28 protein-coding genes and 2 tRNA genes are annotated in these 23,317 nt (G+C 55.7%); 12 read left to right on the forward strand and 18 right to left on the reverse strand.

Translation table 11 applies throughout. The features are described from left to right. Positions 1 to 18 precede the first annotated feature (18 nt). The 3 genes from MCM46_10125 to MCM46_10135 all read left to right on the forward strand — a co-directional run bounded on the left by MCM46_10125 (position 19) and on the right by MCM46_10135 (position 3,197). Positions 19 to 576, forward strand: a complete 558-nt coding sequence (locus MCM46_10125; GenBank protein ID MCG3112164.1) for a hypothetical protein — start codon at positions 19 to 21, stop codon at positions 574 to 576. A gap of 190 nt (positions 577 to 766) precedes the next feature. Then, positions 767 to 1,693: a hypothetical protein gene (locus MCM46_10130; protein MCG3112165.1), complete on the forward strand. Its 927-nt coding sequence runs from the start codon at positions 767 to 769 to the stop codon at positions 1,691 to 1,693. A 103-nt stretch (positions 1,694 to 1,796) separates the two neighbouring features. Further along, positions 1,797 to 3,197, forward strand: a complete 1,401-nt coding sequence (locus MCM46_10135) for an adenylate/guanylate cyclase domain-containing protein (GenBank protein MCG3112166.1) — start codon at positions 1,797 to 1,799, stop codon at positions 3,195 to 3,197. 42 nt (positions 3,198 to 3,239) lie between these two features. Here the strand turns inward: MCM46_10135 and MCM46_10140 are convergent, their stop codons facing one another. Both MCM46_10140 and MCM46_10145 read right to left on the reverse strand, forming a co-directional pair. Further along, a complete protein-coding gene (locus tag MCM46_10140) occupies positions 3,240 to 4,229 on the reverse strand; it encodes a transketolase family protein (GenBank protein ID MCG3112167.1) in 990 nt (329 codons plus the stop codon). Continuing rightward, entirely contained in the window at positions 4,226 to 5,047 is an 822-nt protein-coding gene (locus MCM46_10145) for a transketolase (GenBank protein MCG3112168.1), read from the reverse strand. The genes MCM46_10140 and MCM46_10145 overlap by 4 nt, the downstream gene beginning before the upstream one ends. A gap of 147 nt (positions 5,048 to 5,194) precedes the next feature. On the opposite strand from MCM46_10145, the gene MCM46_10150 reads away from it, so the two are divergent. Further along, a tRNA-Leu gene (locus MCM46_10150) sits at positions 5,195 to 5,279 on the forward strand. A 171-nt stretch (positions 5,280 to 5,450) separates the two neighbouring features. After that, complete coding sequence (locus MCM46_10155) at positions 5,451 to 6,005, forward strand: HNH endonuclease (GenBank protein MCG3112169.1); 555 nt, start codon at positions 5,451 to 5,453, stop codon at positions 6,003 to 6,005. 45 nt (positions 6,006 to 6,050) lie between these two features. Here the strand turns inward: MCM46_10155 and MCM46_10160 are convergent, their stop codons facing one another. Together MCM46_10160 and MCM46_10165 are read right to left on the reverse strand one after the other, a co-directional pair. Then, positions 6,051 to 6,893, reverse strand: coding sequence for a transglutaminase-like domain-containing protein (locus MCM46_10160; GenBank protein ID MCG3112170.1), 843 nt, complete (start codon positions 6,891 to 6,893; stop codon positions 6,051 to 6,053). Beyond that, the gene (locus MCM46_10165; protein MCG3112171.1) at positions 6,880 to 7,842 is read right to left on the reverse strand and encodes a diguanylate cyclase; all 963 of its coding nucleotides are present in this window, start codon (positions 7,840 to 7,842) and stop codon (positions 6,880 to 6,882) included. Before MCM46_10165 ends, MCM46_10160 begins: the two co-directional genes overlap by 14 nt. Before the next feature lie 194 nt (positions 7,843 to 8,036). Here MCM46_10165 and MCM46_10170 point away from each other — a divergent pair, with 194 nt between their 5' ends. After that, positions 8,037 to 8,714, forward strand: coding sequence for an NAD-dependent deacylase (locus MCM46_10170; protein ID MCG3112172.1), 678 nt, complete (start codon positions 8,037 to 8,039; stop codon positions 8,712 to 8,714). Between the two features lie 29 nt (positions 8,715 to 8,743). Further along, positions 8,744 to 9,124 (forward strand): CBS domain-containing protein, encoded by a 381-nt coding sequence (locus tag MCM46_10175; protein MCG3112173.1) that lies wholly within the window; start codon positions 8,744 to 8,746, stop codon positions 9,122 to 9,124. Positions 9,125 to 9,221: 97 nt separating this feature from the next. Here the strand turns inward: MCM46_10175 and MCM46_10180 are convergent, their stop codons facing one another. The 11 genes from MCM46_10180 to MCM46_10230 form a co-directional block, all read right to left on the reverse strand. After that, positions 9,222 to 9,590, reverse strand: a complete 369-nt coding sequence (locus MCM46_10180; protein ID MCG3112174.1) for a 4Fe-4S binding protein — start codon at positions 9,588 to 9,590, stop codon at positions 9,222 to 9,224. A gap of 70 nt (positions 9,591 to 9,660) precedes the next feature. After that, entirely contained in the window at positions 9,661 to 10,143 is a 483-nt protein-coding gene (bcp, locus tag MCM46_10185) for a thioredoxin-dependent thiol peroxidase (protein ID MCG3112175.1), read from the reverse strand. Beyond that, positions 10,144 to 10,788 carry an LON peptidase substrate-binding domain-containing protein gene (locus MCM46_10190; protein ID MCG3112176.1) on the reverse strand — a complete coding sequence of 215 codons (645 nt, stop codon included), beginning with the start codon at positions 10,786 to 10,788 and terminating at the stop codon, positions 10,144 to 10,146. It lies immediately after the preceding gene. Positions 10,789 to 10,800: 12 nt separating this feature from the next. Then, positions 10,801 to 11,691, reverse strand: a complete 891-nt coding sequence (locus MCM46_10195) for a CoB--CoM heterodisulfide reductase iron-sulfur subunit B family protein (GenBank protein MCG3112177.1) — start codon at positions 11,689 to 11,691, stop codon at positions 10,801 to 10,803. Continuing rightward, positions 11,688 to 12,629: a succinate dehydrogenase iron-sulfur subunit gene (gene sdhB / locus MCM46_10200; protein ID MCG3112178.1), complete on the reverse strand. Its 942-nt coding sequence runs from the start codon at positions 12,627 to 12,629 to the stop codon at positions 11,688 to 11,690. The genes MCM46_10195 and sdhB overlap by 4 nt, the downstream gene beginning before the upstream one ends. A gap of 85 nt (positions 12,630 to 12,714) precedes the next feature. Beyond that, positions 12,715 to 13,263 carry a peptide deformylase gene (gene def, locus MCM46_10205; GenBank protein ID MCG3112179.1) on the reverse strand — a complete coding sequence of 183 codons (549 nt, stop codon included), beginning with the start codon at positions 13,261 to 13,263 and terminating at the stop codon, positions 12,715 to 12,717. 144 nt (positions 13,264 to 13,407) lie between these two features. Further along, positions 13,408 to 14,418, reverse strand: coding sequence for a diguanylate cyclase (locus MCM46_10210; GenBank protein MCG3112180.1), 1,011 nt, complete (start codon positions 14,416 to 14,418; stop codon positions 13,408 to 13,410). 170 nt (positions 14,419 to 14,588) lie between these two features. Beyond that, positions 14,589 to 14,664 (reverse strand) — tRNA-Cys (locus MCM46_10215). A gap of 107 nt (positions 14,665 to 14,771) precedes the next feature. Beyond that, positions 14,772 to 15,239 (reverse strand): BON domain-containing protein, encoded by a 468-nt coding sequence (locus MCM46_10220; protein ID MCG3112181.1) that lies wholly within the window; start codon positions 15,237 to 15,239, stop codon positions 14,772 to 14,774. 20 nt (positions 15,240 to 15,259) lie between these two features. Next, positions 15,260 to 15,952, reverse strand: coding sequence for an HAD family hydrolase (locus MCM46_10225; GenBank protein ID MCG3112182.1), 693 nt, complete (start codon positions 15,950 to 15,952; stop codon positions 15,260 to 15,262). Positions 15,953 to 15,975: 23 nt separating this feature from the next. Continuing rightward, positions 15,976 to 16,491, reverse strand: coding sequence for a hypothetical protein (locus tag MCM46_10230; GenBank protein MCG3112183.1), 516 nt, complete (start codon positions 16,489 to 16,491; stop codon positions 15,976 to 15,978). Between the two features lie 337 nt (positions 16,492 to 16,828). Here MCM46_10230 and polA point away from each other — a divergent pair, with 337 nt between their 5' ends. The 5 genes from polA to MCM46_10255 all read left to right on the forward strand — a co-directional run bounded on the left by polA (position 16,829) and on the right by MCM46_10255 (position 21,535). Then, positions 16,829 to 19,471, forward strand: a complete 2,643-nt coding sequence (polA, locus tag MCM46_10235; GenBank protein ID MCG3112184.1) for a DNA polymerase I — start codon at positions 16,829 to 16,831, stop codon at positions 19,469 to 19,471. A 126-nt stretch (positions 19,472 to 19,597) separates the two neighbouring features. Further along, positions 19,598 to 20,179, forward strand: coding sequence for a hypothetical protein (locus MCM46_10240; GenBank protein ID MCG3112185.1), 582 nt, complete (start codon positions 19,598 to 19,600; stop codon positions 20,177 to 20,179). Continuing rightward, entirely contained in the window at positions 20,151 to 20,603 is a 453-nt protein-coding gene (locus tag MCM46_10245) for a nuclear transport factor 2 family protein (GenBank protein MCG3112186.1), read from the forward strand. Before MCM46_10240 ends, MCM46_10245 begins: the two co-directional genes overlap by 29 nt. 40 nt (positions 20,604 to 20,643) lie before the next feature. Next, complete coding sequence (locus MCM46_10250; GenBank protein ID MCG3112187.1) at positions 20,644 to 21,024, forward strand: hypothetical protein; 381 nt, start codon at positions 20,644 to 20,646, stop codon at positions 21,022 to 21,024. Between the two features lie 112 nt (positions 21,025 to 21,136). After that, entirely contained in the window at positions 21,137 to 21,535 is a 399-nt protein-coding gene (locus MCM46_10255; GenBank protein MCG3112188.1) for a hypothetical protein, read from the forward strand. A 33-nt stretch (positions 21,536 to 21,568) separates the two neighbouring features. Here MCM46_10255 and MCM46_10260 read toward each other — a convergent pair whose 3' ends face one another. From MCM46_10260 to thiL, 3 genes are read right to left on the reverse strand one after another with little or no spacing between them, the layout of a single operon-like run. Further along, positions 21,569 to 21,817: a hypothetical protein gene (locus MCM46_10260; GenBank protein MCG3112189.1), complete on the reverse strand. Its 249-nt coding sequence runs from the start codon at positions 21,815 to 21,817 to the stop codon at positions 21,569 to 21,571. Between the two features lie 7 nt (positions 21,818 to 21,824). After that, positions 21,825 to 22,295 (reverse strand): DUF2062 domain-containing protein, encoded by a 471-nt coding sequence (locus MCM46_10265; GenBank protein MCG3112190.1) that lies wholly within the window; start codon positions 22,293 to 22,295, stop codon positions 21,825 to 21,827. 10 nt (positions 22,296 to 22,305) lie between these two features. Next, a complete protein-coding gene (gene thiL / locus MCM46_10270; GenBank protein ID MCG3112191.1) occupies positions 22,306 to 23,316 on the reverse strand; it encodes a thiamine-phosphate kinase in 1,011 nt (336 codons plus the stop codon). Position 23,317 lies beyond the last annotated feature (1 nt).

A 23,317-nucleotide genomic window follows, 5' to 3' on the forward strand; every position in this document is an offset into this window, starting at 1 on the left:
ATGATCAGGAGAGACATCATGTCATCGTTTCAAGTTCGGTGGGTTCGATTTTTCCTCGTCGGGTTGAGTCTTCTGTTCGCAAGCGAGACGGCGACGGGGGACGAGTCCGGGCGAGACGGGAATTTGGAGATTTATATCCATGCCGATAAACCGATCTACAAATTCGGCGAGCCGATCCGCCTCACGATCCGGCTTAAGAACAACACGACCCGCCCCCTGGTCGTCAACCAGCGGCTTGATCCGTTCAGCGATCTTCAGTGGGAGCTTTTTGCCGAGCCGCACGGATTCCTGCAGACTAAAACCAATCCGCCGAAGCCGTTGACCGTCGACGACTTTATTGAATTGAAACCGGAGGAGGAGATTCGAAAGAAACTCCCGCCCCTCTCCGAGCTGACCCCCCATCCGCTGAAGCGAGGGCTCTATGGGCTTCGCCTCACCTATGCCAACAAAGAAAAGCCGGCGGGGGTCGAGAAGAAGGGGAAAGATATCTGGACCGGTGAAATTATCACCAATCGCCTCTCCATCCAGATCCGAAGCAGCGAGAAGGCATCCTTTCAACCTTTCCCCCCCCGATAGATCCATCGCTCCGGAAGAATCCTTGTAAACGCCCCCCTTTTGTCATTCCAGGTTTGTCCTCTCGAATTGCCAAAAATTGCCAATCCGGAATCTTTTGCTATACTTGAGTGCCATGTTGACCATTCCTTGATGGGATGGGAAGCGAGTCCTTTCGATCCATTCCTGTTATCAATCTTCTTTGGAGGAAGACATGGCGCGACGGAGAGAGATCCGAAACCGGTTATTTGCTTATCTCGTCCTGATCATCTGGGTTGGCATGCTCACGTTCGGATCATCGCGGCAAGCGCTTGCGCAGCTCGGGGCGATCGGCGGGATCGGGGGGATCTCGGGAGGGGAGACCAATGAGGCTTCCCCGCTCTTTACGATGACCGGGAGTCCCAGCTTCAACGAGGGGGAAGGAAACCTCAGCTTCGCTTATCAGAACACCCGGATCACACGGTTCGAGGGAGATAAAATTGAAGACCAATTCGGCCCCGACTTCGCAGCCGAATTGGTCTCAAAGGTTTTCCTGGTCGGTTACGGCGTAACCGATCGATTTTCGGTGGCGGCCGTTTTCTCTCAAGATACCAATCGATTCCACATTGGTCTGGATAGCGATCTTTTTCCGGACAAAAAAGAGACCGGGGGTCTTGCGAACCCTTCCTTCTCAGCGAAGTACACGCTGATTCGTAATCCCAACATTTCCGTCCGCGGTACTCTGGGTCTTCCATCGGGTTATGAGGCAGGGTCTGAGAATCCCGTTGTGGCGCTTGACTTTGCTTATTCCGTCTCTCTTTGGGGAATGACAGATCTCCATGTTCAGGCAGGTTATCAATATACCTTCAAGGACAGGTTTGACGTCGATCCGACCGACCTTCTCGTCGTGAATACCGCCTTGGCCCGCTCCTTCGGTGAGAACTTCACCTTTTTTACGGAGCTGACCTACCGACAGGGGGGAGGCTCTTTTGATTCCGAAAACGACACCCCTACACAGAAGAGCGTCGATGTCATTCCCGGATTCAAAGTGGAGTTTCAAGAGAAGTTCCTCTTCTCCACCGCGGCTCGGATTGCTCTGATCAACGATTTCACGCTGGGTTATGATTACTCTTATTTAATCCTCCTGAGTTATCTGTTTTAAGCCTTTACGGAGAGGGACAGTTGATGACCCTGCGGTCTCCTCGTCCGGCGCGCTCCCGGAAAATTCGGTTTCTCACCGCGTTCTTTTTACCAGGTAGGTTCGGATGAAGCTTTTTCCTCTCCAGATCGGTCTTCGGCTGAAACTCACCCTTCCGGTTGTCTTTCTCATTCTGGTCATTATGTTTTCGATCTCTTTTCTCTTCGGCCTGCGCCATGAGCAAACCTTGAGAAGCGAGATGAAAAGGCGGGCGGTGAGGATCGCGCAGACGGCCGGAACAATGAGCCTGATTCCCCTTCCCGGGGTTCCCTCTTGGACGCTCTCTAAAAGTTTTGTCCCCCTCGTTCCCCAACTCGACCCGAATGTGCTTTACATCGTTGTCTTCGACGAGCTTGGGAAGGTGCAGGCCGCTTCGATCAATCAGTCCCTGCTGAAAGGATTATTAAAACAAGAAGAGATTGCGTCTGCTGAAAAAGAGTTAATCTCGGAAGTGACCGACGCGCGGGCGATCAAGGAGGAGCGTTCGGGTCCATCCCGATGGGGATCCCTTCTTCCGGTGGAGGTTGGGCTTCAGCCCGACGGGCGGGGAAAGGTTGTCGTCGGCTTTTCCCTCGAAGAAGTGGAGCGGGAGGTCTCTTCTTCGAGGCGGACGGCGCTCGGCCTGACCCTCGGTTTCGTCGTCCTGGGGGGGGTGGTGGCGGTGGCGGTCGCTTCGTCGATTACACAGCCGATCCAGGTGCTGGTTCGAGGGATGGAGGAAGTTCGCAAGGGGAACCTCGCGGCGGATGTTGAAATCCCGAATAAAGATGAGATCGGCGCGTTGGCCAACTCATTTAATTTCATGATCGCCGGACTGCGGGAGCGGGACAGAATTAAAGGGACCTTTCAACGGTTTGTTTCTTCCCAGGTTGCGGAAAAGGTGCTGGGGGCCAAGGATATCGTCCTGACCGGGGAGCGCCGGCGCGCCAGCATTCTCTTCGCCGATATTCGGGGTTTTACCTCGATGTCGGAACGGCTGGCGCCGGAAGAGATCGTCAGCATGCTCAATGAGTATTTCACGGTGATGGTCGACATCATCATTACCCATGAAGGGAATCTCGATAAGTTTATCGGGGATGCGATGATGGCGATTTTCGGCGCGCCGCTGCGTCACCCGGATGATCCACTCCGGGCGGTGCGGACCGCCGTCGATATGCAGCGGGCCCTGCTGGAGTTGAATGAAGAGCGGGATCGGCGGGGGGCGGAGGCGATTTATATCGGCATCGGAATCGCGACGGGAGATGTGGTCGCGGGAAACATCGGCTCCGAGAAGCGGATGGAGTATTCGGTCATCGGGGATGAGGTCAATCTCGCCGCCCGAATCCAATCGAAGAGCGGAAAGCAAAAGATCCTCATCTGCCCGGAAACGTTCAAGGCGGTCCAAGGGGAGATGAAAACGATCCCGCTTGAGCCGGTCATGCTCAAAGGGAAGAGCCATCCGGTTCAAATCTATGAAGTGGTTTATTAATCGGACCGGTTTGTGTGAGGATTTGGGGAAAGACGAGACGGTTTATTTCTTCCGCTTCAGGACCGACTCGACCGCTTGGACGATGTGTTTCGCGGTCAAGCCGTATTTCTCCATCAGCTCCGTCGGGGTGCCGGATTCCGCATAGGTGTCGGCGATTCCGACCGAGGCCATCGGCACCGGATGGTGCTCTGCGACCACCTGAGCGACGCGGCTTGCGACCCCTCCCGAGAGAAGATGCTCCTCCGCCGTGACGATCGCGCCGGTTTCCTCGGCGGCGGCGATAACGGCAGCCTCATCGATCGGCTTGAGGGTATGCAGGTCGAGCACGGCGACAGAGATCCCCCGCTCCCGGCAGATGTCGGAAGCGACCAACGCCTCCCACACCAGAAGCCCATTGGCGATAATCGTCACATCCTCTCCTGCGACAATCTTGTTGGCGCGTCCCAACTGAAAATGTTCTGATCCGGTGTAGAGAATCGGCGCCTTCGGCCGTCCGGTCCGGATGTAGACCGGGCCGACATGTTCCGCCGCCAGCCGGACGAGCGCTCTGCAGGAGATCTCATCCGCCGGCGAGAGGACGGTAAATTTCGGCAGGGCGCAGGCAAGGGCGAAATCTTCGACGCTCTGCTGCGATGCGCCGTCTTCTCCCAAGCTGATCCCGCCGTGGGAGCCGACGATTTTCACATTCAACGAGGGATTCGCGACCGACATCCGGAGTTGATCGAACGACTTGCAGAGAAGGAAGGAAGCGAAGCTAGAAGCGAAAGGGATTTTCCCGCAGGAGGCGAGTCCCGCCGCCACGGAGACCATGTTCGCTTCGGCGATGCCGCAGTTGAAGAAGCGGTCGGGAAAGGCTTTTCCGAAGAGACCGCTCTTGGTTGATTTTGAAAGGTCGGCATCGACCGCCACGATCCGGGGATCGGCCTTGCCGAGCTCTACCAGCACCTGACCGTAGGCGTCGCGCGTTGCGAGGCCGAGCTTTTTCTCACGCTGGACGGCTGATTTCATTTCGGAAGGACTCTTGGCATTCATCGGTCGAGCTCCTTGAGGGAGGCCTGAAGCTGATCTGTGGTCGGCGCCACGCCATGGAATTCGAGATTGTTCTCCATGAAGGAGACCCCCTTTCCCTTGATGGTGCGGGCAAGGAGAAGCGTCGGTTTTCCGACGGTGCGTTGAGCCTCGTCGAAAGCGTTTAAGATTTGGCCGAAGTCATGTCCGTTGAAATCGATCACATGCCAGCCGAAGGCCCGCCATTTGTCCGCGAGCGGCTCGATGTCGAGGATCTCGGTCGTCCAACCGTCCAACTGCTGGCGATTGCAATCGAGGATCACGGTCAGATGATCGATCTTGTAATGGGCGGCGAACATAGCGGCCTCCCAGACCTGTCCCTCGTTCGCTTCGCCGTCCCCCATCAAGACATAAACGCGATAATCTTTCCGGTCGAGCCGTCCCGCCAGCGCCATTCCCGCCCCGATCGAGACCCCCTGGCCCAGCGATCCAGTGGAGGCTTCAACGCCGGCGAGCTTTCCTTTTTCAGGGTGGCCCTGAAGGGGGCTGCCGAGCTTCCGGAGGGTTTTCAGCGCTTCAACCGGAAAATAACCGGTCCGCGCCAACGCTGCATAAAGGGCGGGGGCGCCGTGCCCCTTGCTCAGAATGAATCGATCGCGGTCTGCCCATTCCGGATCGGACGGTTTGTGGCGGAGGAGCTTAAAATAGAGGGCCGTGATCAGATCGGCCGCCGAGAGGGACCCTCCGGGATGTCCGGAGGCGGCGGCGGTGATCATCTCCACGATGTCTCGCCGAAGGAGCGTGGCTTTCTTTTGAAGCTGTTCGATCGTTCCGTTTTCCATAAGCGGGGCTTAGGGTATCAGAAAGCATTTCCCAAGTCAACGCTATGATCGATCAAAGGGCGCATCGTTTTTTCATTACTGATGACGGCGTTTTCATCGCGGATTGCTTGACAGGATAATGCGGAGTCATTATAATGGCCGAAATTTGCCGAAGTGGTGGAACTGGTAGACACGCACGTTTGAGGGGCGTGTGGGGCAACCCGTGGGGGTTCAAATCCCCCCTTCGGCACCAACACTCCAATGATGGTTCACCTTCGTTCGGATGACCTCCTTGTGTACCGTTCGGAAGATCTTAACCCACCTCTTACTTTCCAATCCTCAGTCCGTTATCCGCATTTCTTCCTTAGAGTGCTTTACTCTGAGTGCATCGGGGTAAACATGGTATAATTTCTAAAGAGGCAGTATGGAAATGACCCTTCTATTAAACGCAACCTACGAGCCTTTGCGGGTCATCCCTTGGAAAAAAGCGATTCTTCTCTTGTGCCAGGGGAAAGTAGAGGTTCTGGAGGTTTACGATCGGGAGATCCGAGGCGTTTCTATTTCCTTCCGACTTCCTTCCGTGCTGCGTCTTCTCGAACTCGTCAAAATCAAGAAAAACCAGCGGGTCGTCAAGTTTTCCCGGGGAAATATCTTCGCAAGGGACAAACATTCTTGCCAATATTGCGGCCAGCGCTTCCGGGCCGATGAGCTGACCTTTGATCATGTCGTCCCGATCGCCAAGGGAGGGAAGAAAACCTGGACCAACATCGTGACCGCCTGTATCCGGTGTAATAATCGGAAAAGCGGACGCACCCCCGACGAGGCGAACATGCGGCTGATCAAGAAGCCGGAGAAGCCGAGCTGGAGCCCTTCCTTAACGATCACCATCGGGATTAAAAAGACGCCGGAAAGCTGGCGTGATTATCTTTACTGGAACCTCTCCTTGGAAGAAGATCTTCCCGACGAAGAACCCTCCTAAGATTTCCGTCGTTTTAGCGCAAGATTCTTTCCCTCGCGCCGTCCACTAAGTCGAATGAACCCGTTTGTGGAACCGCTCCAACCAGGAACCTTTTTCCGTTTCTCCCCCTTCAGTATAAATGTGAATGAGATTGCGGATCATCCTTGTAATGATCTGGCGTGTGGAAACCTTTCGGAGGTATTGAGCGATGAGCCCTTTTTCGTCTCCTGGGAGTTGCGATTCAATCTCCCCGCGGGTCAGCATCCGGCCTTCATGGTAGGGATCGATGTAAATTTCGTCTCGTTCATCCGACCAGGAAACCAGGAAGTGACCCGGCATCCCGATTCCGTGGAGAGGGAGACTCAGCCTCTCTGCAAGAAGGAGCATCACCACCGATAAGCTGATCGGAATCCCCTTCTTTGTGTCGAGGACGGTATTGATATAGCTGTTTTCCGGGAGGTAGTAGTTCTCGCGATTTCCTGAGAAGAGAAGCTCTTCGAAGAGATACTGATTCAGGGTCCGGATCACCGCGGGGGGAGACGAGTCGGGTTGAATCCTCCTCCGGAGGACCTCGGCCATCCGATCGATCTTTGTCCGATAAATTTCCGAATTCATCTCCGGGTAGGCGAATCGAGCGAGGAGAAAGACCCCCTCTTCCAGGGAGCAGGGTTCTTTCTCGGCATAACGTTGCCACTCCTCATCCAACGCTTCAAGCCGGATTGACTCGATAATCTGGACGGCCCGCTCCGATATCAATGGAGCGCCTTCCCTCACGCACCGCTCCAGCGCGGGGAGGGCGGGGGAGCCTATCTCGACCAATCGTCGGCGGATGATCTCGAAGTGGGCAGCTTCCTCTCCCAACAGTCGGATCAATGCGTCAAGGGTGCGGTCATTTTCAGGCGAATTCATTCGGCTCATTTGGTTGATGAATGAGGGCGCAGTTCTTCCCGGAACGCTTGGCGCCATAGAGGGCATCGTCTGCAGCCGCAATGAGGGTCTCTTCGGTATCGATACCGGGGGAAGGGAAGGTCGCCAGGCCGATGCTCACGGTAAATCGGGTCCCTCCCTTCTTTCCTTTTCGTAAACCGAAAACATGATCTGCAATCGTTCGGCGGATTCGTTCGGCCACCTCCAACGCCGCCTTCTCTTCCATCCGCTGAGGCAGCACGATGGTGAATTCGTCTCCGCCGTATCGCGCGGCGAAGTCGTATCCCCGAAGAAGGTCTCGGAGAATCGTCCCGATCTCCTGCAAAACCCGATCTCCGTTGAGATGGCCTAAGTCGTCGTTGATTCGCTTAAAATGATCGACATCCATCATCATGCAGAAGATCTGTCCCTTTTGCCGTTCCGCCCGCCGAATCTCCCGCTGCAGAAATTCTTTCAGATATTTACGATTGTAAAGCCCGGTTAAAGGATCGATGATCGACAGACGTTCCAATTGCCGGATACGCTGCTTGAGTTTATCCTGTGTCGCTTTGATCCGCAAGAGGACTTCGGCGCGTAGGACCAGATCCTGAATCCGGTAGGGGCGGGTGATGTAATCCCACGCGCCGTTGTCGAGCGCTTTCTGTTTTTGAAGCGCATCGTGGGGAGATCCGATCAGCAAAAGGGGAATCTCTTGGGCGACTCTTTGATCGACAAAAGAGGAGAGAGGGGAGAGATCCATTTCGGGGGGATGGGTGGAGGCCGGATCGTCGTAGATGATCAGATCGACCTTCTCCTTGGAGAGAATGCGAAGCCCCTGCCGGAGGGTCTCCGCTTCATAGATCCGGTAGGCGGTCGGGCCCTCTTTAAGGGCTTCCCTCATTTTTCGCCGTTGTCCTCTCTCCTTCTTGACCAGAAGCAGGCCTCGTTTCATTTTTCCTCCCCATATTTTCTTGGCACTCAAAGGGCTTAGAATACTTAGGAATTCTCCTTGATGTCAATAGAAATCTGATTTTATTGTTTTCATGGAGACGATTCGGTATACTCAACCCATTCATTTGAGGAGGATCTATCCTCACCGAAAGCCTAATCAAAACAGCGCGGGATCGGATCGCCTCCGCCCATTCGATCACCGTTTTAAGCGGCGCCGGGATTTCAGCCGACAGCGGGGTTCCCACGTTCAGGGGAGAGGGGGGGCTCTGGAAGCAGTTTCGGGCGGAAGAGCTTGCCACGCCCGAGGCGTTTGAATCACATCCTGAGATTGTCTGGGAGTGGTATCACTGGCGGCGTCAAATCATCTCGGAAAAACGTCCCAACCCGGCGCACGAAGCGTTGGTCTCACTTGAGAACGCCTGTCCGGGTTTCACGTTGATCACTCAAAATGTCGACGGGCTTCATCCACTGGCCGGGAGCCGGAAGATCATCGAGTTGCATGGAAGCCTTTGGCGGATGCGTTGCATGCGCTGCGGTCGGATCACGGAAAACCGCTCCCTCGAGCTTCCCCGGCTTCCCCATTGCGATCTTTGTCATTCATTGCTCCGTCCCGATGTGGTCTGGTTTGGAGAGGCGATTAACACGCTCCATCTGAAAAAGAGTCTGGAGGCATGCCAAGGAGGAGGGGTTTTCTTGGTGATCGGAACGTCCGGAATCGTTCAGCCCGCCGCTTCATTCGCATCGATCGCCAAGGAGCATGGGGCGTTCACGATCGAGATCAATATGGTGGATTCGGAAATTGCAGACCGGGATCTGCTTCTGATCGGGCGCGCCTCGGAGGTTGTTCCCCAATTGATTCATGCCAACCATTAGAATCATTTCGATTCGTTAGGGAGGAGAAGATGACACCATTGGCCCTTTTGATGCATCGGGATCTTCAGGAAATTTCCCCAAAGACCACGGTACGGGATGCGGCAAAACAGATGCGGGATAAACGAATCGGCTCCCTCCTGGTCAGCGAGGGGATGGAGCGGATCGGGATTGTGAGCGAGACCGATTTTGTCCGAAAGGCGCTCGCCGACGGCCTCAATCCCGACACCACTCCCGTGGAAAGAATCATGAGTCAGCCGGTCATCGGGATCGATATCGACAAGACCGCCAAAGAGGCGAACGACCTGATGGCGACGAAGGGGGTGCGGCACCTGGCCGTGACCGACAAGGGAAAGATCGTCGGGATCATCTCGGTGCGCGATTTGGTGATCTGCTTTAAGAACCGATTGTAAATCGTCCCGGCGGGGATGGAGCCTAAAAAAAGGGAAGGCCGGTTTTAATCGGGCCTTCCCTTTTTCAGTTAAGAGGCTGCGCTCGAACGTCGGTGCGTTAGTTCCGAACTCCGCTCCAGACACGCGCCGGATCGATTTCCTTGTCCGGATTCAGTGACTTGGCTTTTGCCAGAAGGACATCGGCCTTTTCGGGATAGGTCGGATCGGAGATGCAGCAGTCGGACACCGGACAAACCGCCGCGCACTGGGGCTCATCAAAGTGGCCCACACATTCGGTGCAGCGTTCGTAGGTGATGACGTAGATGTTGTCGCTGGTGGCGTGAGCGAGCTGGCCGCCTCCGTCTTCCCCGGTCAATTTATATCCCTTTGATTCGCAGTCGCTTCGGTTCTCGAAGATCGCTTCGTTCGGACACTCAGGCAGACAGGCTGCGCAGGCGATGCATTCACTGGTGATCAAAAGTGCCATGGTAGGGCTACCTCCTTGTTGCGTTAAAAGAAAATGATTTTCGAACTATATCATGCGTCTTCGCGGCATGTCAAACCCTTTTTAGTTCCTTCAGCGCCGAGAGGACCTCGTCCAGATGGGCGTCTACTTTCACACGGCGGAAGAGATGGGTGACCTTCCCCTTCGGGTCGATCAGAAAGGTCGATCGCTCGATTCCCCAGAATTTCCGGCCATACATATTCTTCAGCTTGTAAACGCCGTAGGCTTTCGAAACGGCGGCATCCGTATCGCTCAAGAGCAAAAAAGGGAGGGTATACTTCTCAACGAATTTTTGATGCGAGGCGAGCGGATCGAGACTGACCCCCAAGATCACGGCCTTCGCCTTCTTCAGTTCGGCGAAAGAATCTCGGAAAGCACACGCCTCCTTGGTGCAGCCGGGGGTATCATCCTTCGGATAAAAGTAGAGGATGACATGGCGCTTTCCCCGGTACGCGGTCAGATCGACCTTCTTCCCGTCCGAGGAGGGGAGAATAAAAAGGGGAGCGTCATCTCCCGGTTTCAGTTCTGAAGTCACCTATCCCTCCGTTTGTCCATCCGTTTGTCCAATGGTATGAAGACCCATCTCCATCAATTCCGCCAAACGTTTTGCCCGTTGTGAGAGGTCTCCGGCTTCCAGCAAAAACTGTTTTTCCAAGACCGTCAGCGGAAGCCCCGCCGAGAGGGTCGCCACCAAGACATCGTCTTCAAGCCCGATTTCCAAAATCGACTCCAACGCCTCGGCCCCCGGCATCTTCTGGCGGTAGCGCATCGTCAGATCGACCAACTTTTCTTTGAGCGGCGCGAGGAGTAACTCGGTCTGAGGCTCCTCAACGGTCTCGATTCGCCCCTGCCGGTAACTCCGGTCGTGACGTTCGCCCCGAATCAGACATTTCTTCAGGCCATAGAGAATGATGTTGTATCGTCCGTCGTCGAGCCGTTGGGATCGAATGATCCGCCCGACCGAGCCGGTCTCATGGATCGGCGGGTTCCCATCATAATTGATTTCCCAGCCCTCTTTCAAGAGGACCATTCCGATCATCCGATCCCCGCCCAAGGCATCTTCGACCATCTCGCGGTAACGTGGTTCGAAAATATGGAGGGGAAGATAGGTCTTTGGAAAGAAGACCACATTCGGGAGGGGAAAAAGGGGAACCCAATCCGGAATTTGTGTTCTCGCCATCAATCTGCCTTGTTACTGTATTTTTTCAATCAGAGGTGCGGTGGAAACAAGGTGTCGCTTCATCCCGAGCTCTTTGGGTGAGAAGCCCATTGCCAGGCCGAGGAGTTGAGGAAGGTGGAGGATCGGAACACCGAGCGTCTCGTCCGGACGGGTTTGCTGAAGCCGGTCTTCGGCGTGGTCCTGATAGATATCGAGGCTCATGTGGCAGAGGGGGCAGGGGGTGACCATCGCGTCGCTTCCTTTTTCCTTCGCCTCGCCGACGTTCTTCGCGACCATGCTCAGCGCAATCTGATCTTTCTCCAGGAGCACGGGGAAGCCGCAGCACTTTGTCCGGCCGTCGTATTCGACCGGATAGGCACCGACAGCTCGGATCAATTTCTCGAGCGAGGTCGGATTTTCCCAATCGTCAAAGCCGGTGGCGCGAGAAGGGCGCAAAATATAGCAGCCGTAGAACGGCGCGATCGATACGTTCAAAGGATGGGTAATAAACTTGCTCAGCTCGTCCAAGCCGAAATCTTTGATCAAAATCCACTGAAGATGTTTCACTTCGACGGTTCCGTGGTACTCCAGCCCGGTGGCGTCCTTGAGCGCCCGGTTGATCCGTTCGCGCAGGACCTCGTCTTCTTGCAAGTTCTTGTTCGCCCCGCCCAGGATCCCCTGGCAGGTTCCGCAGATCGTCATGACATTGTTGATCCCCATCTTCTCGGCGGTGGCGAGGGTCCGGGCATTGAGGGTGTAGGCGAGATCCGGGTCGGCTTCGCTGATCACGCCGGCCCCGCAGCAGTTAAACGCTTCAAGCTCAACGATGTCGAGACCGAGGCGTCCGACCACTTTCATGGTGGAGGTGTAGAGCTCGGGGGTGGCTCCCTTGGAGGCGCATCCTGGGAAGAGGGCGTACTTCATTTCGTTTTCTCCCAACGTTTGAAGATGGCCCGGACTTCATCACGTCCCGGGACGCGCTTGAAGGGAAACGGCGTCTTCCCGTGCAAGAACATCTTGATCCCGAGCGGAATGATTCGGAGCATCTTTCGGATATTTCCCCACGTCATTAAGATCGGCAGGCGCGTCTCGTTCAGCCGACCCTCCTCACCGACCACTTTGGCAAACTCGGTAATGTGTCTGGCCTCCACCGATTCGGAGAACCCGGCGTCGATCGACAATCGCCGAAGGCGCACGATCTGCTCCATCGGTCGGACATCTTTCGGGCAGACCTGCACGCAGAAGTTGCACCGGACGCAGTCCCAAATTCCGTCGGGTCCCTGAAGCGCCTCCAGACGAGGGAGATGTGCTTGGTCTCTCGGATCGGCCTGAAAGCGGTAGGCTTTGGCCAATGCGGCCGGACCGAGAAATCCGCGGGAGACTTCGAAACTGGTGCAGGCCGAAACGCACGCCCCGCACATTATGCAGCCGTCGGCATTGTGCAGTTTCTCGTGAATATCCTTCAACGCTTCGGTCGGAACCTCCGCCCCGTTCTTCGTCATCAGGAAGGGATCGACCGCCTTGATCTTCTCCCAGAAGGGGGTCATCTGAACGACCATGTCTTTGATCACCGGCATGTTCGCCATCGGTCCGACCTCGATTTTCCCATGGTGTTCGAGCTCTTCTTTGAGGGGGAGCTTGCAGGCGAGCTTTTGGCTTCCATTGACCTGCATCAGGCAGGAGCCGCAGATCGCCGCCCGGCAGGAGGCGCGGAAGGTGAGGGTGCCGTCGGTCTCGGCCTTGATCTTTAAGAGGGCGGTCAGCAGGGTCATCCCCCGGCTGGCCTCGACGAAGTAGTCCTTTTTGTAAGGCTTCGGATCGACGTCGGGGTTAAATTTTTGGACCGTCAGTTTAACGCGCATTCTACTCGATGATATTAATGATTGCGTGATTGCCGGTGAATCGGTGAGACAGGAGATTAAAACAAAGGGGAGAAAATGATCATGGTTATCCGACTTCCGCCGGATCTCTCACCCAGTAACGCTCAAATTCAGCCAGATGGGTCAATGTGGAGAAATCTTTCATCCGGTCGAGATAAACCTTTCCGTTTAAGTGGTCGATTTCATGCTGGAGGACAATGGCGAGGAAGCCCTCGGCTTCCATTTCGACCGGCTGCATGTCGCGATTGAATGCCTTCAAGCCGACCCGCGCCGAGCGAAGCACTTTGCCCCGAAGGTTTTCCACGCTCAAGCAGCCTTCCCATCCTTCAACTTTCTCTTCGGACAGATGCGTAAAGGTCGGGTTGAGAAGGATCAAAAGTGAAAGATCGGGGGCAGCCGGATAACGAGGGTTGGCATTGGCTTCGATGACGACAATCTGTTTCGATTCGAAGACCTGCGGCGCGGCCAGTCCGACGCCGTCGAGTTTCCGCATCGTTTCGACCATATCCTCAAGAAAATTTTGGAAGTTCGGATCTTGACAATCGGCCGGGGTTACGGGCGCTGCGACCCTCCGAAGGATGGGGTTTCCCAGTTTGGCGACTTTTAAAATAGACATATTTTTTCCCGTAGTTTCCGTAATTTATAGCATAACCGATCTCTTTTTGCAACCTGCCCGAACGGCTGAACGGATCGACATTCTTTGTGCATTTGAGTTGAGAAAATAACCGGAAGAGGGGAGTGAAGTCAATAAAGGGGACCTTTAGTGGGGCTGATCCAGCTTTTCTTCCTCTTCGGGAGAAGGTTGGCTTCCCATCTCCTGAAAGGTGGCCATATCGACTCGATTTTTTCCGGCGCGCTTCGCACGGTAGAGGGCAAAGTCGGCGGTCGCGATGACCTGAGAGGGGTGTTGGAGGCCGGGATCGGGCAATCCGGAGATGCCGATGCTGAGGGTCACTGAATGCCGCTTGGGAAGAAAGGAGTGGATTTGACTGTAGGCGGCTTCGCGGATCCGCTCCGCGACCTGACGGGACTTCTCCCGGGCCGACTCGGGAAGGAGAACGGCAAATTCGTCGCCGCCATAACGGGCGATCAGATCGACATCGCGCAGTTGGACCTGAAGCAAGCGCGCCACTTCGTTTAAGACCCGGTCTCCCGACTCATGACCATAGGTGTCATTGATCGGTTTAAAGTGATCGACGTCGATCATGAAGCAGGAAAAGAGGGTGCCGTATCGTTGCGCGCGGGAGAACTCCTGCTGTAAGACTTCTCTGAAATAACGGCGGTTGAAGAGGCCGGTGACCGGATCGGTCATCGCGAGCTCCTGAACGTTCTTGAGAAGGATCTTATATTCCTCGTTCTTCTGTGTCAGGTCGTCCTGAAGCTGTTTCATCCGGAGGCAGGCGTTGACGCGCGCTTTGAGCTCGCGCGCATCGAACGGCTTGGTGATGTAATCGTTCGCCCCTTGCTCGAAACCGAGGACCAGATCCTCCGTTTTATCCCGGACGGTGATCATGATGAGGGGAATGTTCATCGTCTCGGGGCTGGCGCGCAGCAGCCGGCAGACATCGTGTCCGGTGATATCGGGGAGAACCACGTCGAGAAGAATCAGATCGGGAGGGTTTCGCCGGGCCTGCTTGATCGCATCGCCGCCGGTATAGGTCCAGGAGACCTCGAAGCCCATCTTCTCAAACATGATCTTGATCTGATCAACTTCGAAGGCGCTGTCATCGGCGATCAGAACGCTCGGCGCTTTCTTCCGCTTCTTCTTCATTGTGAAATCGTAGCATAAAAAGGGGGGCTGTCAACTAAGTGAACGCCTCCCAAGGCGATAGCGGCGGATGATCGGAGAGATCGGCCTTTTGGAACCGTGACGCGATTAGGAAACGGTCTGTAGGAGGAGAGGAAGGAAGCTTTGAACAGCGGAAATGGCTGAGGAAAAAGTGGAGGCGGCGAGCGGATTTGAACCGCTGAATCGCAGTTTTGCAGACTGCTCCCTTAACCACTTGGGTACGCCGCCTTGAAGGAAGCCATTTTAGCAGACCCGGGGTTGAAGTGCAATGCGCAAATAGCGCGACGGAGAGAGGAGAATCGGTCCTTCCAAAGCGGCGGAGGAGGCGGCCGGTCTTATGAAAAGAGGTTGATCACATCGCGGACCCCGCGGACCCTTCGGGCCATATCGATGATGTCTTGTTTTTCCTGATCGCTGGGAATGCTCCCCCGAAGGGTCACCGTCCCCTCCTGTGTGGCGATGTCGATGATCGCCGTATTGAAAAAGCGCCCCAGCTCGCTTCGGACCCGTTGCGCCAGGATTTCATCGCTGACGATCATCTCCTCGGGAATCGCCCTCTCCCGCATCTGGTAGACCACCCCCTGAACGCGGGTGCTCTGCTGTCGCGTCTTCTTGGCAAGACTCTCAAGCCACACACTGATTCGATCCATCCAGTCATGATATCTCTGAGCGATCAGGGTCCGGGTGCTCCGGCCGTTTCGCGGTGCGAACAGGATGCCGAGGGTGAGACCGGCTAACAACATGGTGGTGCGGGAAGGCAACACCGACGGGATAATCGACCTTCTTCCAAATGCGCGCGCCATCGAAAATACCTCCTTAAGAACTACGCTGCTGAACGATTTTTTACACCCAATATCGACGATTCATAATTTTTTAACAGAGCGGGGAGATCGGGATAGATCTCGTCCGCCCCCGCTTTCCGAAGCGTCTCCTCCGAAAATCCCCCCGTCAAAACCGCAATCGTCGGGAGACCGATCTCTTTGGCGGCCGCCACATCATACGGTGTGTCGCCGAGGACCACCGCGTCGGAGGATTTCCAATGAAAACGATCGAGGGTGAGATGAAACAGGTCGGGATACGGTTTGGATCGGGCGACATCATCGCCTGAGAGGACATCCCGCACCCAGCGGTCGATTCCAAGAAGACGGATATAGTGCTGGACCTCGCTCCCCCCGCTGGAAGTGGCGAGGACAATGGTTTTCTTGTCTTGATGAAGCCGCTCGAAGAGGGGGATCACGCCGGGAAGGGGCCGGATCTGGTCGAAATACTTATTCTTGAAAATCTCTTTCTTCCGCTTATGGATCTTGGTTCCAAGCTCGGAGATCTGCTCCGGGGTGAGAAAGCGGGGAAGGAGCTGATCGGCCCCTTTCCCGATTTCGCAACGGATCTCTTCCCATTTAACTTGGATTCCGAATTCCTGAAACGCCTCCTGCCAGGCGCTCGCATGGGCGTCGTTGCTGTCGACCAGCGTTCCATCTACATCTGCAATCACCCCTTTGACCATTTCTACCGCCACCTTTATTTATATAGAACCGAAAATCATGCCGCCTTGCGCCGAACCGCCGGGGCCTCGGCCGCCGCTTTCAGAAAACGGGGATAGATTCCCAAGCTGATTCCAAACGCGATATGGGCCAACGCAAACGGGATCGGCGGCGCGGCGGCCAGCCAAGGATTCATCACAGGAAGCAGTCCGAATTGCATGATGACCCAGATGGAAAGGGAGAAGATCACCCCCCAGGCGATCGCCCCCCCGACGCTCAGGTAACCTCCTAGCCAGACAAAGAAGACTCCCAGCGCCACCGACAGGGTCAGGTGAAGCGCCAGACCGAGGAAGACCGGTCCGAATTGAAAACCGGGGCCGATCGCCCCTTCGCCGAGGAATGTTGCCGCCGCCAGCTTCATCGGGCGCCAGAGGTCGCCCTGAAAAAAAAGGGCAAATAGCATTGCCACTGCGGCCATTGAAGCGGCCCCGATCAGACCGCAGAAAACTCCGGGGAGCGTTGCTTCGTGAAGGGAGATCGGCTCATTTGGAATCGTCACCCTGGCTGGATTCATGGGGGTCTCCTTGGCTTCAAGTGAATGGATGGCCCGAATCGATTCACAACGGAGGAACGAAGGACCCCAAAACGTCGGTAGAACAACCTCCTCATCGCGTTAGGTTCTGTCCTTCACCGCGTCGAGAGGCCCTTCGCTGATTAAGTGGTCCGAAACTCAAAAAACACTCTTTATATTTAGATTAAGGAATTAAGAGAGGAAGCGTCAATGCTACCAATGGAGGAGCGCGCCTACGCCGTTTGGATTAGATCGAGCCGCGGATAAACGTACCCGGCTTAAATTGACACCTCCACACCGCCGTTGTAAGATAGGTGGAACTTTTTCCCGAAGGATTTCCATGGCAAAGAAAACATTCTATATCATCGACGGAAGTTCCTATATTTACCGAGCCTATTTTGCAATCCGGGAGCTCTCAACCTCAACCGGATTTCCGACGAATGCAGTGTATGGTTTCACCCAAATGTTGCTCAAGATCATCAAGGACAAAAAGCCCGACTACCTTGCCATTGCCTTCGACACGAAGGGTCCCACCTTCCGCCACACCGCCTACCAGGACTATAAAATCCATCGTCCGGAGATGCCCGATCCGCTCGCGCTTCAGATCCCCTACATCCACCGGATGGTCGAGGCGTTCCGCATTCCGGTGATCATGGGGGACGGCTTCGAGGCCGACGATCTCATCGGCACCTTGGCGAAAAAGGGGGAGGCCCAGGGATATCGGGTGGTCGTGGTGACCGGCGATAAAGATATGTTCCAGCTGATCTCCCCCGGTGTTTCCGTCTACGACACGATGAAGGAGAAGCACTACACCGAGAAGGAGATTTTGGAAAAATTCGGAACGACGCCGGCCCAGGTCGTCGAGATCATGGGGTTGATGGGCGATTCGGTCGACAACATTCCCGGCGTCAACGGGATCGGCGAGAAGACGGCCGTTCAGCTGGTCCAACAGTTCGGAACGATCGAACATCTTCTTGCAAACCTCGATCAGGTGAAGAAGCCGAAGCTTCGCCAGACGCTGGAGGCGGAGGCGGAGACGGCGCGCCTTTCCCGCTCGCTTGCCCTGATCGACACCGATTGCCCGATCGAGTTCGATCCGGCGCGGTTTCAAATGCAATCGCCCGACTTTGAGCGCTTGATTCCCCTCTGCAATGAGATGGAGTTTTCGAACATCCTCAAGGGGCTGACCCTCCCGCCGCCGACGATGGCCGACGGTTACCGGATTCTTCTTCTCACCGAGGCGGGAAAAGAGATCGACGCCGTTCAAAAGAAAGCGCGGGTCGCCGTCGACATGCTCCTTACTTCCGAGGAGCCGATGCGGGCCGAGTGGGTCGGAATCGCTTTCTGCCCGGAGAAAGGGGAGGCCTTTTACATTCCGCTGGAGGATCGAAAGCAGCTCCCGCCGGAGATCAAAACGATCTTGGAGTCGGCGTCGATCATCAAGGTCGGGCATGATCTGAAGTTGGCCGAGATTGTCTTGGGCCGGCGCGGGATCGTCCTTCGAAACGCTTCCTTCGATACGATGATCGCCTCGTATCTTCTGAACCCCGGACGCCGCGATCACACGCTGGAGACGGTCGCCTTCGAATACCTCAAAGAGCGGCTGACCACCGCCACCGAGGCGGCCGGCGGGGACAAGGAGGCGAAAGCGCATCCTCTTATCGAAGCGCAGCCTTCGCGGATCGCCCCCTATCTTTGCCAACGGGCCGATGCCATTCTCAAGCTGGCCGACCTGCTTCCGTCTCTTTTGGATGGGCAGGGGCTCACCCCGCTTTTCAACGATCTGGAGATGCCGCTGGTCCCGGTGCTGGCCGAGATTGAGCGCAACGGGGTGAAGATTGATGCCGATCTTCTTTCGGAGATCTCCAAGGAGCTCGACGCGAAGCTCGTTGATCTGACCGAGCGGATCTATCGGCTGGCCGGAGAGGAGTTCAACATCGGCTCTCCCAAACAGCTGGCCGAGATCCTCTTTGTGAAGCTGGGCCTCCCGCCGATCCGAAAGACCAAGACCGGCTACTCGACCGATGAAGAAGTGCTCACTCAGCTCGCGGTCCGTCACGAGCTGCCGGCGGAGATCTTAAACAGCCGGCAGCTTATGAAGCTCAGATCGACCTACGTCGACGCCCTTCCCAAATTGATCCACCCCGAGACCGGCCGGGTCCACACGCAGCTCAACCAGACGATCGCCGCCACCGGCCGTCTCTCTTCCAAAGACCCGAACCTCCAGAACATCCCGATCAAAGGGGAGCTTGGCCGCCGCATCCGGCAGGCCTTCATCGCCGAGCCAGGGCATCAACTCCTCTCCGCCGACTACAACCAGATCGAGCTGCGCCTCTTGGCCCATATGTCGGAGGACCCGGTGTTGATCGAATCGTTCCGGACCGGCGAAGATGTCCACACCCGGACGGCGGTTCAGCTTTTCGGTCTTCCGAAACAAGAGATCAGCTCCGAGATGCGGCGTGTCGCGAAGACGGTCAACTTCGGAATTATTTACGGGATCAGCCCGTTCGGTCTGGCCTCGAATCTCGGCGTTTCGCAGACCGAGGCAAAGCGCTACATCGACCGCTACTTTGAAAACTACCAAGGGGTCCAGCGCTTCATCGACCAGATGCTGGAGACCGCCACCCAGCAGGGTTACGTCACCACCCTCTTCGGCCGCCGCCGCCACATCGCCGAGCTTTCCAGCCGCAACACCCAAACCCGCGGTCTTGGCGAACGCCTCGCCGTCAACACCCCACTCCAAGGGACCGCCGCCGACATCATCAAAAAGGCGATGATCGACATTTATCGCTGGATGCAGGAAGCCGAGGTGAAAAGCCGGATGATCTTGCAGGTGCATGATGAATTGATCTTCGAGGTTCCCGAAAGCGAAATCCCGCTGATGAAGGAGAAGGTGAAAGAGAAGATGGAGGGGGTGATTCAGCTGAAGGCGCCGTTGACAGTGGATATCGGCGTGGCGGCCAATTGGGCTGAGGCGCATTGATATGAACCGAGTGACCGGAATCGGCGGCGTCTTCTTTAAATGGAATATGAGTACGATTGGTTCTCCGTGGATCATGGACTCCGAAGGGAAACCAGATGGAACTCTAGGAGCTGGAGGAGAAGTGATTTGTGGATAGTCTGCCCGAAAAATTCTCGTTGGGTGCCTCCGGAAGAATTGTCCGGCGACAAACTACTTTGGGATGTTGTTGTTTCTGACTCTAATCTGTGCCGTATCCATTTCAATGGTAAGCAAGAATCTTCATTCTATGCTGAAGAGTTCCAAAGTTTAGCAGTATATGATGATCACCCCTTACTGATGGATTACCTTGAGGAATGGCGAAGCATCTATATCTCTTCTGCCACGACGGATGCGGAAGTCTTGGTTGCAAGACTCTCCGAAATAGTTTCCGATCTCACTAAAGGCTGGCGTTCGATAAATCAGTACTCGAATACAAGTTTTGATGCGGCGGAAATTCTCAGAACAGGTTCCGGCCTCTTGTTAGCTGGACCTCTGACCCTTGTTAATGGGATTCTTCCAACCTTATCAGAGTGCGGCATTGTAACGACTACGTTAGAAGGGAGACCAATATCCGGTTCACCTCAGGTGCTGATCATGGGATCGAACTTCGTAATAGCGAACTCATTTAAGGTTGAGCCACACACTAATGAGAAGTTAGGCAATGCAGGACGACCTACAAACCCTTCTTGAAAAAGAAAAGATCATCGAGACCATCAACGGCCTCTTCATTGGGACCGATCAGCGGGACTGGGTTTGGGTGAAAAAATGTTTTGCGCCGCGGGTCCGCTTCGATATAACCTCCTTGACCGGGGGCGAGCCGGCGATGATGACGCCGAAGGAGATTGCCGACATTTGGAAAAAAGGGCTGAAGCCGCTCAAGGCGATTCATCATCAATCGGGGAATTTCATCGTCAGGGTCACCGATAAAGAAGCGACCGCCTTCTGTTATGGAATCGCGATGCACTATCTTCCGAACAAAACCGGCCGGAACACCCGGATATTCGTCGGCAGTTATGATTTCCATCTGGAAAAAAGAGGCGCCCGCTGGCAGATCGACCTGATCAAGTTTAATCTCAAATACATCGACGGCAATTTGAATTTAGAGAATTCCTAATAAGCGAGATCCGGTCCGGATTATCCCACTGGAAACGACCATGCCGTTCATCCACATCAAATCGCTTCCCTTTGAGGAAGACCTGGAGATGTCCTCCCTCTTGGCGGCGGTGAGCCGGGATTTTTCGGAACAGGTGGGGATCGAGATCGCGCATGTCACGGTCACATGGGAATATCTTGAGTCGTGGCACTACGCGGCGGGCGGCCTGACCGCACCGAATCAGCCGAAAGAGTCCCATCCCCTTCTCGTCGATCTGCTGGTCCCTGATTTCAACCCGCCCGAGACAATCGAGAAGATGTTGAAGTGCGTCGCCGCCAGCATCGCCCAGCGGGTGGGGATTCTGGAGAACAACATCTTCATCAACGTTCGGCAGGCCCGGAGCGGTCAGGTGTTTGATGGCGGAGAGATTGTCCGTTGGTAACGTGGGAGAGCGCCCCAAGGTGTTTTGTATTTTGAAGGGCGCCATTCATTGCGCCTTCGGGTGGGCGTGATCAATCACGCCCCTACAGATCAATTTTGGAGAATCATCAAAGATGACCAAGAAAGTCCGTACCCTGTTAATCGTGTCGGGGATTCTGATCCTTCCTTCGTGGGGATTCCGGCTTTATATTCTTTCTCTGAAGTGGGAGACCGATCCCAACCGGTTCATCACCCTGTTCACCTGCATCGTCTCGATCTTGATCGGGGGATTTCTCATCTGGATGGGGATCAAGGGAGGCAAAGCCGACCGTAGAGACTACAACCTCCTCATCTCCTCCGCCCTCTTTACCATCGGATTCTGGACGTATCGATTGGCCGGTTTGATTCTCCACCCGGAAACCGACCCCAACCCGAGGGCCCACCTCCGTCTGACCGCAACCTTCCTGATTATAGGCGGATTGCTCCTCCTCTCAGGTTTGCAAGGACGGAAGAAAGCCTCTCTGCCATCTTGAGCCCCTCGCCTGTCATGCTGTGAATCGGGGCGCTTAACGCTTTCTCTTGGGAGCGCTTCTTTGTTGACCTGGGGGCGGGGCCTGCATCTTTGCGGGGGAAACCTTCGGGCCGGTGGCCCGCTCGGTTTTGGAGCCGAGGGAGCTGCCGCATCCCTGGCAGAGGTAATCGTAGAGCTCTCCGTCGGGGAGGACCAGCAGGAGCCGCTCGCGCACCGGCATGGCGCGGCCGCATTTGTTGCAATAGAGAAGGGAGGCGCGGAACTGATCGAATTGCTTGTCCATCGTCATGTCATAAAGAGGGGGAAGACTCGATCGATTCGGGTTTTTTCACCTTCCGATATTGCGCGATCATCCAGAGCATCGCGAAATAAGAAACCACCCCAAAAGCCACTCCCAATAGGGTCGATCCAAGCACGAACGGGAAGAAGTACGATTTAAGCTGTGTCCCCATCGACGAGAAGGTCAGATTCTCGAAGCTGATCGGGGGAATTTCATCTGTCTTACAGCAAAGCTCGATCCCGAACCAGGTGGAAGAGAGGGTGATCGGGGTGAAGGTCCAGGGATTGTTGACGAAGGCGCCGACGAGAATGGCGACCCGATTGAGACGGAAGAGCCACGCCGAAACGATCGCCAAGATAAAGTGAAGGCCGAGCAGGGGGGAAAAGGCGATGAAGACGCCGAGCCCGAAGGCGAGCGCGGTCCGATGCGGGGTGTCGTTCAATCCCAACACCCGCCGCATCTGCTCCTTCACCTTTGCCATCAAGCCCATCTTATCCCTTTTCGCCTTTCTTTAAGTGGTCCCACCCCCCTGGAGCAATGGACCGGCGGCGTCCGCTCGGATCGATCAGCTTCAAACCGGTCCGCCGGGGCGCCATTTTACCGATTCGGTATGCTTTGATCAACCCGGTTTTTATCATCAGCTCCAGCTTCTTGAGTTTCCGCTCCGGGACCGAAAAAAGGAGCTCGTAATCTTCGCCCCCATTTAAAGCATACTCTATCGAATCAACCCCTATTTGTAAAGCGGCCCGTCGGAGGGGAGGGGAGAGGGGGATTCGCGCGGCGTCGATCTCCGCCCCAAGCCCGCTCCGTTCCATCAGATGACCGAGATCGGAGCTCAACCCGTCCGACAGATCGATCATCGCCGACGGAATCCGGGCCTTTGCCAAAAGACACCCCTCTTGCCAGCGGGCCTGCGGCGCGCGATAGCGCCGAGTCAGCCGGCCGAAGGGCTTCGTGTCGATCCCTTTTTTCAATAAGGCCAGCCCCGCCGCGGCGTCCCCCAGCGTTCCGGTGACGTAGAGGGGATCTCCCACTTCCGCGCCGGCCCGGGTAACCATCTCCTTTTTGGGAACTTCGCCGACCACGGTCGGGGAGATAAAAAACGGTCCGGTGGAAAAGGCGATGTTTCCGCCGATCAGATCGAGCCCCGTTTCGCGGCTTGCTCTTTCGATCCCCTTGTAGAGTTGGTCGATCGCTTCGACCGTCTGGCGGCCGGTCAGGCCGAGTGAAATCAGTATATAACGGGGGGTTCCCCCCATCGCCGCAATGTCGCTGATATTGACCATCACCGATTTATAGCCGACCTCTTGAAAGGTCGAGAAGGCGGGGTCGAAATGAACCCCTTCGATCAGCGTATCGGTGGTGAGAAGAAGGTGCTGTTTCTTGGAGGGGAGGATCGCCGCGGCATCGTCGCCGATGCCGAGAACGGTTGAAGCGGGAGGGGGAAAGCGCTTTTGAATCCTGTCGATGAGACCGAACTCACCAAGTTGACGGAGGTCCATG

Source organism: Candidatus Manganitrophus morganii, from assembly GCA_021651055.1.
GTDB lineage: Bacteria > Nitrospirota > Nitrospiria > SBBL01 > Manganitrophaceae > Manganitrophus > Manganitrophus morganii.